At 48.5% G+C, this 14,523-nt stretch carries 12 protein-coding genes; 9 read left to right on the top strand and 3 right to left on the bottom strand.

Annotation, left to right across the window (positions count from 1 at the left end; genetic code table 11):
- Window positions 1–11: 11 nt before the first annotated feature.
- On the top strand, window positions 12–359 hold the full coding sequence (locus NSQ68_RS18670; RefSeq protein ID WP_342426834.1) for a hypothetical protein: 348 nt from the start codon (window positions 12–14) through the stop codon (window positions 357–359).
- An 11-nt stretch (window positions 360–370) separates the two neighbouring features.
- On the opposite strand, the gene NSQ68_RS18665 is transcribed toward NSQ68_RS18670, so the two are convergent.
- The gene (locus tag NSQ68_RS18665) at window positions 371–958 is read right to left on the bottom strand and encodes a hypothetical protein (protein ID WP_342426833.1); all 588 of its coding nucleotides are present in this window, start codon (window positions 956–958) and stop codon (window positions 371–373) included.
- Window positions 959–1,179: 221 nt separating this feature from the next.
- On the opposite strand from NSQ68_RS18665, the gene NSQ68_RS18660 reads away from it, so the two are divergent.
- The 5 genes from NSQ68_RS18660 to NSQ68_RS18640 all read left to right on the top strand — a co-directional run bounded on the left by NSQ68_RS18660 (window position 1,180) and on the right by NSQ68_RS18640 (window position 4,707).
- Window positions 1,180–1,551 carry a DUF4190 domain-containing protein gene (locus NSQ68_RS18660; protein ID WP_342426832.1) on the top strand — a complete coding sequence of 124 codons (372 nt, stop codon included), beginning with the start codon at window positions 1,180–1,182 and terminating at the stop codon, window positions 1,549–1,551.
- A 93-nt stretch (window positions 1,552–1,644) separates the two neighbouring features.
- Window positions 1,645–1,848 (top strand): hypothetical protein, encoded by a 204-nt coding sequence (locus NSQ68_RS18655; RefSeq protein ID WP_342426831.1) that lies wholly within the window; start codon window positions 1,645–1,647, stop codon window positions 1,846–1,848.
- 93 nt (window positions 1,849–1,941) lie between these two features.
- Window positions 1,942–2,532, top strand: a complete 591-nt coding sequence (locus NSQ68_RS18650) for a sigma-70 family RNA polymerase sigma factor (RefSeq protein ID WP_250239962.1) — start codon at window positions 1,942–1,944, stop codon at window positions 2,530–2,532.
- Window positions 2,507–3,709 carry a DUF4179 domain-containing protein gene (locus tag NSQ68_RS18645; RefSeq protein ID WP_342426830.1) on the top strand — a complete coding sequence of 401 codons (1,203 nt, stop codon included), beginning with the start codon at window positions 2,507–2,509 and terminating at the stop codon, window positions 3,707–3,709. The genes NSQ68_RS18650 and NSQ68_RS18645 overlap by 26 nt, the downstream gene beginning before the upstream one ends.
- 41 nt (window positions 3,710–3,750) lie before the next feature.
- Window positions 3,751–4,707 carry a DUF5643 domain-containing protein gene (locus NSQ68_RS18640; RefSeq protein ID WP_342426829.1) on the top strand — a complete coding sequence of 319 codons (957 nt, stop codon included), beginning with the start codon at window positions 3,751–3,753 and terminating at the stop codon, window positions 4,705–4,707.
- A gap of 188 nt (window positions 4,708–4,895) precedes the next feature.
- On the opposite strand, the gene NSQ68_RS18635 is transcribed toward NSQ68_RS18640, so the two are convergent.
- Window positions 4,896–5,048: a DUF1540 domain-containing protein gene (locus tag NSQ68_RS18635; protein WP_013311427.1), complete on the bottom strand. Its 153-nt coding sequence runs from the start codon at window positions 5,046–5,048 to the stop codon at window positions 4,896–4,898.
- 297 nt (window positions 5,049–5,345) lie between these two features.
- A complete protein-coding gene (fabV, locus tag NSQ68_RS18630; RefSeq protein WP_342426828.1) occupies window positions 5,346–6,533 on the bottom strand; it encodes an enoyl-ACP reductase FabV in 1,188 nt (395 codons plus the stop codon).
- 188 nt (window positions 6,534–6,721) lie between these two features.
- On the opposite strand from fabV, the gene NSQ68_RS18625 reads away from it, so the two are divergent.
- From NSQ68_RS18625 to NSQ68_RS18615, 3 genes are all read left to right on the top strand, one after another.
- Window positions 6,722–12,952: a WIAG-tail domain gene (locus NSQ68_RS18625; RefSeq protein WP_342426827.1), complete on the top strand. Its 6,231-nt coding sequence runs from the start codon at window positions 6,722–6,724 to the stop codon at window positions 12,950–12,952.
- Window positions 12,953–13,110: 158 nt separating this feature from the next.
- Window positions 13,111–13,644 (top strand): hypothetical protein, encoded by a 534-nt coding sequence (locus tag NSQ68_RS18620; protein WP_342426826.1) that lies wholly within the window; start codon window positions 13,111–13,113, stop codon window positions 13,642–13,644.
- 168 nt (window positions 13,645–13,812) lie between these two features.
- Complete coding sequence (locus NSQ68_RS18615; RefSeq protein WP_209949782.1) at window positions 13,813–14,523, top strand: response regulator transcription factor; 711 nt, start codon at window positions 13,813–13,815, stop codon at window positions 14,521–14,523.

Here is a 14,523-nt window from a genome sequence, read left to right as displayed (position 1 = left end):
GAGAGGATTCTATGATTCATTTGCAAAAAGAAAGCGGACGTATCCGTCTTGTACTGGATGCCTATTTTATGGGGGAAGATATCATTGTACTCATTTCAGGCGGTGATCAGCCGCATTTGGGAACGATTACAGCAGGGGCCAGACTCGAGCCGATTCAAACTGTGCAATTGCAAAATCACAAGGAGTTTTATATTACCGAAGAAATTGCAGTTCGTTTGCGAAAAGAGTTTGCGGGCAATTTTGCCATTTGCTGTGGGACACATTTGGATCATGCAAACAAGGACGAAATCCGAGTGCTGACAGATATGGCTATACAACTGGGAAAAGAGCTCATTGGAGAACTCAAGCAAGCACGCTAGTAGCAACCTTTTTAAGTGAACTCTCGAAAGAGCAGATTGCGATATGGGTACTTACTAAAGGAATACTTAAAAAGCAATGCAAAGCCATCATCCTCAATTTGTATGGATTTCAGCGCAGAGGATGGAATCAAACTACGAATCATGACATGAACTGCACGCTCGTCTTGTCTGTTGATCGCTTTGGCTAGAGCAGAAGCAAAACATGGATTGCGTGCCAATTCGCGATACAGCGGAAAAACGGCTTTTGCGATGGCGCGATGAACTCTTGGCTCAAACGTAAACTGCACAGTTCCCGGTGGAATCGTTGTTCCATTCGTATAATAGAGCATCGGTGGCTGAGCTAAAAAGGAAATAAAGTAGCCGATGCCATTCGTGCCTAAGCCTTGTTTGGCGGCAAATGGCGCTACTGAGCAGAGAAGGGATTTCATTCGATCCAAATTGCCCTGAACGACAGCGCGTGACCATTGAACTGCAAACGCACGGCGAGTTGCAATAGCTTTGTAAAATGGCAGCATGGCAGTGGAAATGATCCTAAGTGTGTTTGCATTTAAACGTTGGTGAGGCGAGCCCTTTCTGCGGGATGTTGCACGATATAACATAGCTCCGTCCTCCTTGGCAGGATGCTCTTATGGAGCGCAATTGATCTGTAATAGGTACAATACTGTATGCCCGGTTATCTCAAAAAGTGCTAAGATGCTATGCTTCTTCTTTTCAACGTTCTAATTTAAAAAATTGAAATAAGTACTGTCCTGATTTGTAAGATTGTGGTACCCTAGAACTTATATATTGCTATTATAATTATTGGAGTTGAATTTAACAGATGAGTGACTTGTACAAGGAGCCTCGATCTTCCGATCCTTTTCAGGAGCCGAACGATTATAACGCCCCATTTAACCAGCCCCCAGTAGTTCCACCTACCAATAGTAAAGCTGTTGCCTCGATGGTGCTCGGGATTTTATCTGTTGTCATTCCCTATCTTGGGTTGATCATCGGAATTGTGGGTATTATTTTGTCCAGTCTTTCCCTGAAGGAAATTAACCGTCATGGCGAGCAGGGCAGAGGTATGGCCATTGCTGGACTGGTATGTAGTATTATCGGTACACTGATTTATACACTGATCATCATTTTTATAGTTATTGTTTTTGTTGTGGCGGCCTCCAGTGGTGATCCGGATATTTTTTCAGACATTTAATGAATTGAAGAATGCTTGAGTCAGACAAACCATTCACGATTTGACTATTGGATGCTATGATAAAAGGAGTCCGATGAAGGAGAGTGAAGCCGTATGGCACGTACCCAAACACAAAAAGCGCTGAGCAAGGCAAAACGCGCTGGAATCTATTGCGCGGCACAGAGCCGCAAAACGAATGACCATTATGGCGAGATTTCACAGCATGTGCGAATGAAGCCAACCAAGCAGGAACTATTACAAAAAATAAAGCACAAGAAGCGAATCGTTCAGAGCGACGCTTCTTTTTTTTGTCTTTAGCGAGAATTTTTTTATTTTTTATAGAAGTTGTCACAATCATGAAGATGGTATTCGTTATACAGAATGATGACGGACACACAAGGAGGTGATCCTATGGAACGGTTCAGCCCCGGGGCCAACGACCATACAGAAAATGTAGAATCCGTCGTGGAGCGCGTCAAAGCTGGCGATCAACAGGCTTATGCCACCATTATATGTACTTTTGAAAAGCAGATATATACGTATTGCTATTACATTTTGAAAAACCGCGAGGAAGCCGAGGATGCGGTACAGGACATATTTATCAAAGTATATCAGGCGATAGGTAAATATCGACAGCAGGTTTCCTTTTCGGCGTGGCTTTATAAAGTGGCGTACTATCACTGCCTGGATCAAATCAGGAAGAAAAGCCGCTGGCATCGATTAATATCGATACAAAAAGAGCAACAGCAACATTTCGATGATTACCATCCATCCGATGATGAACGCGAAGTCGATGAGCTTTTAATGAATCTGAATTCGGAAGAAAGAAATCTTGTGCTGTTGAAAGCTGTGGAACAATACAGCTTTGAGGAGATCGGAGAAATTATGGATTGCAAGCCCGCGACTTTACGAAAAAAGTATGAACGGTTACGCAAAAAGCTGATTCAGCAAAAAATGAAAAAAGGAGGGCTAACGAATGAGCGCATGGCAGGATCAAACTGAACACGAGCAAATGGAGCAAATCCGCCGCACGGTCCAAAATAAGAAGATGCCTCAGGTTAGCTATACGGATGACATTATGAAGAGGTTGGAGGAAATGGACATGGTGAGTAGGAAGTTGACTCATAAAAAAGGCACATGGACCCAAAGAGTGGCTATCGGTGCGTCTGCTGCGGCAGTTTTGGGAGGACTGGTGCTGGGAAGCGGTTTTGTGTCTCCGGCTATGGCCGAAACGTTAAAAAACATCCCGTTGATCGGCAGCGTATTCCAATATAATTTTGACAGAAGCTTGCAGCAAGCCAGTAAATCTGGACTGACGACGACACCCCATTTGAGTGTATCCCGCGATGGAGTGACCTTGAACATCAAAGAGGTTATGTTTGACGGAACACGGCTGGTGTTCATGATTGAACGCCAAGGGGTAGAAGATGAGAGGATTATGTCCCCTTATTTGCCCGAGGATGCCGTGAGTGTTGAGGGGAATACATTGGAGAAGGTACCCGTGGAAAAGCAAAAAAAGGGGTATTTGTTCACACCTAAGGTCTTTATTGAAGGACAAAAGATGGTGTACGGTTCGTTTACGGACGCGGTTGGCAAAAAGGAAGACGGCAAGCTCATCAACAATATGGCTATGTATGAAATCACCAAAGGACTGTCGGAGAAAAATCTATCTGACGAATTTGAGATTACAGTAAAAGTGAATGTGAGCGGCTTCCATGAGCCATTTGAATTTCAGGTGCCGGTGAAGAATTTATCCAAAAACAAAATTTTGCTGAAGCCTGATAAGACACAGAGCAGCGGAACGTTCAGTTACACGGTGAAGCAGATCGAGCTGACTCCGGTAACAACCCGTCTTATTGTGGACAGCAAGGGCAAAGTACCGAGCACCGCGGAGCAATCAGGCGATTTAAGCGCGACTAAAATGTATTACGACATTGTGGATCAGGACGGAAATCAGCTGGAGCAACATATGTTAGGTCTGTTCCATCGCAGTCCTGATTCCGAATACCATGAGGATGAAGCATACAGTCCATTTGCAAAAACACCGACCTCCATTACGATCAAGCCGTACACTATGACGGTTAAGAAGGACTGGTCTGTGATAGAGGATCAAGAGGGAAATTGGGCCAAAACATATCATAAGGATTTGGAAATGACGATCCCAGTTCCATCTCAATGATAAAACAACCCAACCCGGACGATAAAGGAGAGAAAATACAAATGAAGCAATATATTAAAGTGAAGCGTATAATGTTCAAATCGGCTATTCTAGCTTCAGTAACTATGATTATGGGTACAGGAGTGACGATTTCCGATACTGCATCGCAAATCCAGACAGCAGCTGCACAATCAACTGCCCCGGCGGCAAGCGCAAGCAGTCTCACCCGGGATGGCGTCACACTGACGGTCAAAAAGGTGAAATATGACGGGATTCGTCTGACCGTGCAAATTGAACGCAAGGGGATCAACAAGATCAGTACAATGCCTCCTTTTAGCAAGGACAAATCCCGGAAGTTAGAAAAGGGTTACCTAATAGATCCTCAAATATCTATTAATGGAGAAAAAATAAGTTTATTGAGAGTCTCAGACGCGGTATTCGACGAAAATAAAAAAATGTTGGATAATACATTAGAAATCGCAATAGACAAAGGATTATCTGAAAAAAATCTGCCAGACTCATTTGAAATGGCATTAAAAATCAATGTTAGCGGTATTAAAGAACCGTTTGCATTTAAGGTGCCTGTGCAGAATACGGTGAAGGATAAACTGGTCCTTAAGCCGGAAAAAACGCAGAGCAGCGGAGATTTCAGTTATACCGTCAAGCAGATTGAGCTCTCCTCGGCCAATACCCGGATCATTATTGATAGCAATGGTAAAGTGCCGAGTACATCCAAACAGACTGGAAACTGGAGTGCAACCAAGATGTATTATGACATTGCGGACCCGCAAGGCAAACTGATTGCTCAAGAAATGAGGGGAATTTATTACAAGGCTCCGGCGCTCAAATATCACGAAGATGAAATGTATGCTCCGTTTGCAACCAGACCCTCTTCCATCACCATCAGGCCGTATACGCTGACCGTCAACAAGAAATGGGCGCCTATGAAGGATGCCCAGGGTAAAGAGGTTAAAACATACTATAAAGACTTAGAAATGGTAATCCCGTTGAGTAATTGACCTTATACAGAAAAACAAAAGAAGCGGAGCGAATCGTTCAGGCAACGCTTCTTTTGTGCTTCGAAAGATTCATTCCATTACTGCAAAAAGAACTTGATAATAATTATCATTCTTGTTAGAATATCATAAGAAAGAAGGAACCCGGGCATGGGCTCCTTCATTATAAAGCTAGGCTTGAAATCAAAGATTTACTTGGCTTCGAAGGTTTTGCAGTCTGTTTCTTCAGACTTGTGAGTGTCTTCTGGTCTGTTGCTTACGATGTAAATGGAGCTAGCGCTGCATTTATTCTCTTGGGCCCAGTACGTACAAGAGTTGACTTCACATAGAACGTCTTTTGCCATGTTGTACACCTCCTTATATGGATGTGATGGGCTGAGCAAATAGTATCACGGTCAGTCAAGGTAGGACTTGTCTAACTGTGCTTACCCTCTTATTAGGAAGAGGGACTTTGCTATGCCTACTTGTACAATATCAAATGAATTTTTAAATTGCAATGTTTGCTTCATTTGCAGTTCAAAGTAGACACAAGTGTCCCTTTGAACTAAAAAACAAAAGCTGTCCTCCATGCAGAACGAAATGCTTCTCTGCCGGAGACAGCTTTTTTATGTTTTTCTAACATAAGGACAGCACTAAAAGACTTAGCGCACGTTAGGAATATTTACGATGGGATCTATGTCAGCATCATAGTCCACACCCTCGAATTCAAAGCCAAACAGTTGGAAAAATTCGCGACGATATCCTTCAAGATCTGACAATTCGTAGATATTGTTGGTCGTCAGCGCCTCCCATATCTTCTCAACCTCTGCCTGCACGTCTTCGCGCAGTTCCCAATCATCAATGCGAATACGTCCTTCTTCATCTACAGGAGTTTCTGATGCGTACAGACGCTCAGCAAACAGGCGGTAGCTCTGTTCTACGCACCCTTCATGCAGCCCTTTTTCCTTCATTACCTTATATAAAGCAGAAATATACAGAGGAACGACAGGGATAGCAGAGCTAGATTGGGTAACGAGTCCTTTGGTGACTGCGACGAAGGCGCGTCCGCCTGTAACTTTCAGCTGATCGTTCAGCTGACGTGCTGTCTCCTCCAGATGATCCTTTGCACTTCCGATACTGCCCTCTCTGTAGATGGCTTGTGTAATATCTGAACCGATGTACGAAAAAGAGAAGGTAGTTGCAGTATCGGCGAGTACGCCGCCAGCACGCAAGGCGTCAATCCACAATTTCCAGTCCTCACCGCCCATAACTTCTACAGTTCCTTGTACCTCTTCTTCTGTTGCGGGTTCGAGCGTCACGCTGCTGACTTCCCCGGTGTGGAAGTTAACGGTCTTGTTTGTGTAAGGCTTACCAATAGGTTTAAGCACGGAATTAAACGTTTCGCCTGTACGGGGATTTGTACGGCGACCTGAAGCGACACTATAAACCACTAGATCGACTTGTCCCAGTTCTTCGCGAATGGCTTCCACCGTTTTGGCTTTGACCTCATCCGAGAAGGCATCTCCTGTCACGCTTAAGGACTTAAGCCCAGCTTCCTGAGCAGCTTTTTCAAATGCAGCAGAATTGTACCAGCCTGCCGATGCTGTACGTGTGGCCGTAGCATTACTAGGGCGATATACACCAATTGTATTGGCACGTGCACCGAAGGCGGCAGTAATGCGAGAAGCCAACCCATATCCGGCAGATGCCCCAATCACAAGTACATTACGGGGTCCCTGGATAGCAGGACGGGCCTGTACATAGTCAATTTGCTCCTGAACATGTTGGGCACAGCCCACCGGATGAGCAGTGGTGCAGATAAAGCCACGTGTTCTTGGTTTGATAATCATGTTATTGTAATTCCTCTCTTCTTGTAGCGATCTTCACCTTACTATTTTAACTTTTAACTATTTTTTTTCAAACGTGGATTTTAGTAAGTATCCTTTTTACCCAAAAGTGTATCCTTGCACGGGGTGGCAAGTGCCTAAGTGCCTGCATATGATGCTGTAACGATAAATATGAGAAGGGAGAGAGCTGCTTGAAGAATAAGAGCCGCAAAACCATAAGAAACAAAAAGCCGCTCTATAGTGTAATTGACCCGGATATGAATGAATTAAGTATGATACAGCGCGTGAAACCACAGCCTGCGGAGAGGGAGACAGGAGCAAGACTTCATCAGGTTGCTTCTCCGCCTCCCCCAACCACAGAGGAGCCGGAGCTAGAGACTGTTGTCGAACCTGAAGTCGAGGCTTCACATGAGACAGAGGTTGAAGGTGCGGATGCTGAGGAGACTCAAGTTTCAATGGAGGAGCCCCAAGAGCCAGAACCAGAGCTAGAGCCGGAGCCAGAACCAGAACCTGATCCAATTGATGTGGAGGAAATTTTGAGCAATAAGAAGGCTCCGCATGTAAACAACGCTTTCATTTATACAGACGATTTGAGCGATCTCGCTGTAACGGGTGAGAAGATCGCTCCCGCTTCCATAGATTCCAGCAAGTTGAAGCAAGAGAGTATCCACACGGAATCTCTGGCGGATTATGCCGTTCAAACGATTAAGATAGCCGACGGTGCTGTAACTTCTTCAAAGATTGCCCCGGACTCCATTACAGTGGAACATCTGTCGGACGCATCGGTGGCAGGCAGTAAATTGCAGGATCGCTCCATCGGTGGTGAAAAACTTCGAGATGGCAGCATCACTCCAGAAAAGCTGGCTGATAAGATTATCAGCGGCGATCATATTGCGAATGGCTCCATTGAGAGCCGCCACTTCAAGCAATGGATCGTGTCTTCAGATATGCTTCAAGATCAGGCGGTTACCTCTGATAAAATTCGCAGTGGTACAATCCAATCGAACAATTTGGCTAATGAGGCTGTCGATAGCTCCAAACTGGGCGATCAATCGGTGACCACTTCCAAACTGCGGGATGGGGCTGTGGATGCGGCTAAAATCCAGGCTGGCAGCATTGAGAGTGCGCACCTGACCGAGCATGCTGTTCATGCAAGGCATCTGGCCCCCGGTTCGATTAATCGCAAGCAGCTATCCAATGGAATTGTGGGCAAGGAACAATTGGAGGAAGGTGTTATCAGCGGGCGTCATCTGGAGTCTGAGGCAGTTACCAGTGCACACATTCAGGCTGGAGCGATTGAAAGAAAGCATCTGAGTCCTGGCTCCATCGGGGAAGAGCAGCTTGGAACAGGCCAAGTAACAGCCCGGCATATCGCGGATCGGAGTATTCAGTCCAATAAACTGGCAGATCAGTCTGTAGGCTCATTGCAAATTGTTGATCAATCCGTTACTTCATCCAAAATATCGGATCAGAGCATTCTTCCACACAAAATTGCCGATGAGGCAGTGCTTACCAGACATATTGCAACAGCAGCCATACAAGGGCCTCAGATCTCTCCGGAGGCAGTCTCTTCTGTGCATCTTCAATCCGAAATTATTCGGAAAGATCATATTGCACCAGAGGCAGTTACGGAGCAACATTTGCATTCCGGGGCTGTGACAAGCGAGAAAATAGGGAAGGGTGCAGTTCTGGATCACCATGTGGCGAATCAGGCTGTCAAGGAAAATCACATTGCTTCGAGCGCTATTAAGTCTGACAAAATCGCTGACGAGGCGGTTATAGAAACCAAAATTGGTAAAGGGGCAGTAACCGGAAATAAAATTGCGTCGCAAGTCATTACCCACGTACACATTGCAACGGGAGTAATCCGTGAAAACCACCTTGCCGACAACAGTGTGGGCGGAAAGGCGTTACAGGCTCAATCGGTTGATTCGACCCATTTGGCCCAGAGCTCTGTACAGAGCAAACATCTTGGGGAAGACAGTGTCGGAACCGCGGCGTTGCAAGAACAGTCCGTTACCGCAGACATACTAGGTGAAGGCGCTGTTCAAACCGCGCATTTGGCAAACGGAGCGGTGTACTCCCACCATTTGCAAGACCATGCCGTTACTTCGCTGAAACTATCGCCGGAAAGTGTGGCTACGGATAAAATTAATGATTTGGCGATTACTGCGCCTAAGTTAGCTGAGGGTAGTGTCACTTCCTCCAAGCTGTCTGCTCGTTCTGTGCAGCCATGGCATATTACGGATAAAGCGGTGCTGAGCAACCATCTGGCTGTTGAAGCAGTGGAGGCGAATCATCTCGCTCCGGAATCGGTCACCTCTAACCATTTGCAGTCTGCTTCGATCCAAACCAAACATCTCGCCCCGGATAGTGTGTCCGGTCACGCCCTTCAGTCGGAAAGCGTCACTTCTGAGAAGTTAGCGGCTAGGGCTGTGCAGGCTTCCAACCTGGCGGAAAACAGCGTGGGACCAGGACATTTGGCAGCACAGGCCGTACAAACCAGACATTTGGCAGCAGGAGCAGTAGAGGACACGATATTAGCCCAGAATGCTGTTAAGTCTGAGCATCTTGCAGCGGAATCCATCCAATCAGAGCACTTGCAAAGCGGGGTCATTCAGGGAGAGCATATCGCATTACAGGCTATAGCGACTCCGGCCTTACAGGATGAATCGGTCACCTCTGCCAAACTGTCGGAGGGAAGCGTAACTCCCACCAAACTGTCTGCCCATGCCGTGCAGTCCGGACATATTATGGACGAAGCTGTACAAAGCAACCATTTGGCTGTGGCGGCCGTGGATTCGGCACATCTGGCTGCAGGAGCGGTCACTTCGGTGCATATACAGGCTTCCTCGGTGCTCACGAGACATTTGGCCCCGGATAGTGTGTCAGGTCGTGCGCTTCAAGCGGAAAGTGTCACCTCGGAAAAGCTGGCGGCGCGCTCGGTACAAGGAATGAACCTCGCGGAAGGCAGCATCGGCCCTTCACATCTTTCTGCGCAGTCGGTACACACCCGACATCTGGCAGCTGGAGCAGTACAGGATAGAGCACTGGCAGAGGGGGCAGTGAAATCCGTGCACATCGCACCGGAATCCATCCAGCCGCATCATCTGCAAATGGGAACCATTCAGGGAGAGCACATCGCCTCACATTCCATATCGACTGATGCTTTACAGGATGAGTCCGTTACGTCCGACAAACTGGCGGATGAGGGCGTGACTGCCGCCAAGCTGTCAGCCCACTCGGTTCAGATGTGGCACATTACAGACGAAGCGGTGCAAGCCAAACATTTGGCAGAAGAAGCCGTTCAGTCCCACCATTTGGCCCAGAAATCGGTCACCTCTGCCCATTTACAGGCTTCGGCGGTGCTTGCGAGCCATCTGGCCCCGGATAGCGTATCCAGTAGTGCGCTTCAAGCAGAAAGCATCACCTCGGAAAAGCTGGCGGCACACTCAGTACAAGCGACGAATCTCGCGGAAGGCAGCGTCGGCCCCCCACATCTGTCTACGCAAGCGATACACACCCGGCACTTGGCAACTGGCGCAGTACAGGACAGAACGCTGGCAGAAGGGGCGGTGAAATCTGGCCACATCGCACCGGAGTCCATCCAGTCGTATCATTTGCAAATGGGAACCATTCAGGGAGAACATATCGCCTCACAGTCCATATCGACTGATGCTTTGCAGGATGAGTCCGTTATGTCCGACAAACTGGCGGATGAGAGCGTGACTGCCGCCAAGCTGTCTGCCCACTCGGTCCAGTCCTGGCACATTACAGACGAAGCGGTGCAAGCCAATCATTTGGCAGAAGAGGCCGTCCAGTCCAACCATTTGGCCCGGGAATCCGTCAGCTCTGTCCATTTGCAGGCTTCGACGGTGCTTGCGAGCCATCTGGCCCCGGATAGCGTATCCAGTAGTGCGCTTCAAGCAGAAAGCATCACCTCGGAAAAGCTGGCGGTACACTCGGTACGAGCGATAAATCTCGCGGAAAGCAGCATCGGCCCTTCACATCTGTCAGCGCAGGCGATACACCCCCGACATTTGGCACCCGGCGCAGTACAGGACAGAGCGCTGGCAGAAGGGGCAGTGAAATCCGTGCATATCGCACCGGAGTCCATCCAGTCGCATCATCTGCAAATGGGAACCATTCAAGGTGTGCATATCGCCTCACAGGCGATAGCGACCGATGCTTTGCAGGATGAGTCCGTTACGTCCGACAAATTGGCGGATGAGGGCGTGACTGCCGCCAAGCTGTCAGCCCACTCGGTCCAGCCGTGGCACATTACAGACGAAGCGGTGCAAGCCAAACATTTGGCAGAAGAGGCCGTCCAGTCGAGCCATCTGGCCCCGGAATCCGTCAGCTCTGCCCATTTACAGGCTTCCTCGGTGTTTGCGAGCCATCTGGCCCAGGACAGTGTGTCAGGTCATGCGCTTCAAGCAGAAAGCGTCACCTCGGAAAAGCTGGCGGTACGCTCGGTGCAAGCGACGAATCTCGCGGAAGGAAGCGTAGGCCCTTCACAGTTGTCTGAGTATGCCGTACACCCCCGGCATTTGGCACCTGGTGCAGTACAGGACAGAGCGCTAGCAGAAGGAGTAGTAAAGTCCGTGCATATCGCACCGGAGTCCATCCAGTCGCATCATCTGCAAACGGGAACCATTCAGGGTGTGCACATCGCCTTACAAGCAATACCGACCGATGCTTTGCAGAATGAGTCCGTTACGTCCGACAAACTGGCGGATGAGGGCGTGACTGCCGCCAAGCTGTCTGCTCACTCAGTCCAGCCATGGCACATTACAGACGAAGCGGTGCAAGCCAATCACTTGGCAGAAGAGGCCGTCCAGTCGAGCCATCTGGCTCCTGAATCCGTCACCTCTGATCATTTACAGGCTTCCTCGGTATTTGCGAGACATCTGGCCCAGGACAGTGTGTCAGGTCGTGCGCTTCAAGCAGAAAGCATCACCTCGGAAAAACTGGCGGCACGCTCGGTGCAAGCGACGAATCTCGCGGAAGGAAGCGTCGGTCCTTCACAGCTGTCTGAGCATGCCGTACACCCTCGGCATTTGGCACCCGGTGTTGTACAGGACAGAGCGCTGGCAGAGGGGGCAGTGAAGTCCGTGCATATCGCACCGGAGTCTATTCAACCGCACCATCTGCACCTTGGAACTATTCAAGGTGTGCATATCGCCTCACAAGCAATATCGACCGATGCTTTGCAGAATGAGTCCGTTACGTCCGACAAACTGGCGGATGATGGCGTAACTGCCGCCAAAATATCTCCTCATTCGGTCCAGCCGTGGCACATTACGGACGAAGCGGTGCAATCCAATCATTTGGCAGAAGAGGCCGTCCAGTCGAGCCATTTGGCTCCTGAATCCGTCACCTCTGATCATTTGCAGGCTTCGGCAGTGATGACTCGGCATATTGCACCGGGGAGTATATCGGTTCACGCGCTCCAGGCAGGCAGCGTGAACGCTGAGAAGCTTGCACTTCGGGCGGTGCGTGCTTCGAATTTGGCAGAAGCCAGCATAAACTCCGTGCATTTAACGGAGCATGCCGTACACGCTCAGCATTTGGCCGAGGGGGCGATCCAAGGGTCCGCACTGGCAGAGGGCGTGGTGCAGTCCAGGCATATCGCGCTGGATTCAGTCCAGTCGGAGCATCTGCAAGCAGGGGCTATTCAGCCACAGCATGTAAGCTGGCAGGCGGTGGCTGAGGATGCTATACAGGAAGGAGCAGTGACGTCCAGCAAGCTGGCAGATGGAACGGTACAGTCCCGCCATGTGGCTGAGGAGGCTATTGAAAGCCACCACATTGGAGAGGAAGTTATTGATTCGCATCACCTAAAGCCGGGCTCGGTGACACTGGCTCAGCTGTCCACAGATATTCATCTCTCGGGACTTTTGCCAGAGGAAGGTGTCAGTGGCGACAGACTTCAGGCAAACAGTGTATCTCGTAGCCATCTGCAAGCTCAGGCCGTCGACAGCGAGGTGCTGAGCCCGGAAGCTGTGGGACCAGAGCATCTGCAGGCTGCTGCGGTACAAAGCCATCATGTGGCAGAGCAGAGCATTGAAGGTCATCATCTGGTGGAAGGCTCTGTAGGCTCACGTGAGCTGGAGCTGAACGCAGTGAAGCCGGAGCATTTGAGCATCACTCCGGTCCGTACTTGTGCGAATCAGCCCGCATTGCAGCAGTTCGGCAGAGCGCCATTTCTTTTGAAAGGCAGTGAAGGAGAGACGGAAGTGACCATTGTATTCGGGGAGCCTTTTGTAAACCCAGACTACACGTTGGTAGCGATGACGAACCACCCTCTCTTTCATGCGACGCTGAAATCTCAGACGCCGAATGGAGCAGTGATCGTCGTAACCAAGTGGAACGAAACCGCGCATAATTATGGTATTATTTCCTGGATCGCCATTGGCTAGTTGAAGATGGTTATTGTAGAACTCATAGCGTGCAGACTCATGTATTTTCTAAATACAGGGCTGCACGCTTTTTCATATACTTTTCACACATTTGCTCCACAATTATGCCGAATTCTCCTGATAAGCTAAAGATACTTTAAAGGAGAGGTGATTCAATCATGAAAAAATGGACTAAAAATGCAGCAGCCGTATTGACCGTAGTAAGTGTACTGGGAGGAGCAAGCAGCGCATTCGCCGCTACAGCAACAACAACTCCAACAACCACAACTCCAGCCACCACTGCCCCTGCCACCAAAGCTCCAGTAGTTACGACTCCTGCTAGCAAAACACCGGCAAAAGCACCTGTAATGAAAACACCTGAGGTGAAAGCACCCGTTAAAAAAGCTGCAACAGCTCATAAAGCAACAACCAAAGCGAAGAAAGCCCCTGCCAAAAAAGCCGTTGCGAAAAAAGTGGCAAGCCACAAAGTAAAAGCAGTAAAAGCAAAACACCGCACAGTTAAACATCATGCAAAAAAACATAAAGCTGTTCAACGCAAGGTAGCAGCACATAAAACCCGTGCACACCATGTCGTAGCTAAAAAAGTGACCCACAAAGCTCCAGTAAAAAAAGTAGTCCCAGCAAGAACAGCCCCAAAAACAGTGAAAACAACTCCAAAAGCAGCAGCTAAAGTAGTAACAACCAAGAAATAAGATTGATGCATAGTTAGCACTCAGCTCGCCTGGCATATACAGCAGCGATTCATGATAAGAAAGACGGGACCGGGAACGGTATACCCGTCTTTTGTCTATTCTGCTAGGCTTCTGTTAAGCTTAAAGAGAGGATGGGAGCATCCAGAACAACGGCAAGGGGTTAAGGTCATGACAAAAATAGTAGTAGTGGATGACGATGTGTTCATTTTGCAATTAATATCTGAATATTTGAAAAAAGAATCCTACGAGGTCACTTCCTTTTCCAGTGGTAAAACACTGGTAGAGCATATCCGTACGAACCGTCCGGATTGTCTCGTTCTTGATATTATGATGCCTGGCATTGATGGGCTTTCTCTACTGACTCAGCTTCGTGAGTTTACGGAAATGCCGATCATTATGATCTCTGCCCGTGGAGAAGAAAACGACCGTATTCACGGGCTGGAGCTGGGATGCAGTGATTTTTTGACCAAGCCCTTTAATCCAAGGGAGTTGGTAGGAAGGGTCAAAGCGATGCTGAGACTGAGCAAGGCCGGGATGTCTGCATCGGACGATAGGCAAGCGGCAGAAAACGCAGATCTATGCCATGCGGGCAATCTGTGTATTTTTGCTGACTTTCGTAAAGTCACAGTGGACGGACAAGAGCTGAATTTGACCTCACGTGAATTCGACCTGCTGCTGTTTCTTGCGAATCATCTGGAAAGACCTTTTGGCAGGGAGCATCTGATTCAGCAGGTGTGGAGCTATGATTTTATAGGTGATGTGAGAGTCGTGGATGATCTGGTCAAACGGATTCGCAAAAAGTTGGCTGAATACCACTCTACGCTCGTCATTAACACCGTATGGGGTTTCGGATATAAAGCAACAGTTCAGGAGTTGTAA

It is taken from the genome of Paenibacillus sp. FSL L8-0158 (genome assembly GCF_038592965.1).
Taxonomy (GTDB): Bacteria; Bacillota; Bacilli; order Paenibacillales; family Paenibacillaceae; genus Paenibacillus; species Paenibacillus polymyxa_D.
This window is presented reverse-complemented; position numbering and strand designations above follow the sequence as displayed.

Bases quoted from the DNA above. Each gene is read 5' to 3' on its own strand.
- NSQ68_RS18635 (WP_013311427.1), bottom strand. From the start codon at position 5,048: ATGGCAAAAGACGTTCTATGTGAAGTCAACTCTTGTACGTACTGGGCC.
- NSQ68_RS18670 (WP_342426834.1), top strand. From the start codon at position 12: ATGATTCATTTGCAAAAAGAAAGCGGACGTATCCGTCTTGTACTGGAT.
- NSQ68_RS18645 (WP_342426830.1), top strand. From the start codon at position 2,507: ATGAGCGCATGGCAGGATCAAACTGAACACGAGCAAATGGAGCAAATC.
- NSQ68_RS18620 (WP_342426826.1), top strand. From the start codon at position 13,111: ATGAAAAAATGGACTAAAAATGCAGCAGCCGTATTGACCGTAGTAAGT.
- NSQ68_RS18655 (WP_342426831.1), top strand. From the start codon at position 1,645: ATGGCACGTACCCAAACACAAAAAGCGCTGAGCAAGGCAAAACGCGCT.
- fabV (WP_342426828.1), bottom strand. From the start codon at position 6,533: ATGATTATCAAACCAAGAACACGTGGCTTTATCTGCACCACTGCTCAT.
- NSQ68_RS18640 (WP_342426829.1), top strand. From the start codon at position 3,751: ATGAAGCAATATATTAAAGTGAAGCGTATAATGTTCAAATCGGCTATT.
- NSQ68_RS18660 (WP_342426832.1), top strand. From the start codon at position 1,180: ATGAGTGACTTGTACAAGGAGCCTCGATCTTCCGATCCTTTTCAGGAG.
- NSQ68_RS18615 (WP_209949782.1), top strand. From the start codon at position 13,813: ATGACAAAAATAGTAGTAGTGGATGACGATGTGTTCATTTTGCAATTA.
- NSQ68_RS18650 (WP_250239962.1), top strand. From the start codon at position 1,942: ATGGAACGGTTCAGCCCCGGGGCCAACGACCATACAGAAAATGTAGAA.
- NSQ68_RS18665 (WP_342426833.1), bottom strand. From the start codon at position 958: ATGTTATATCGTGCAACATCCCGCAGAAAGGGCTCGCCTCACCAACGT.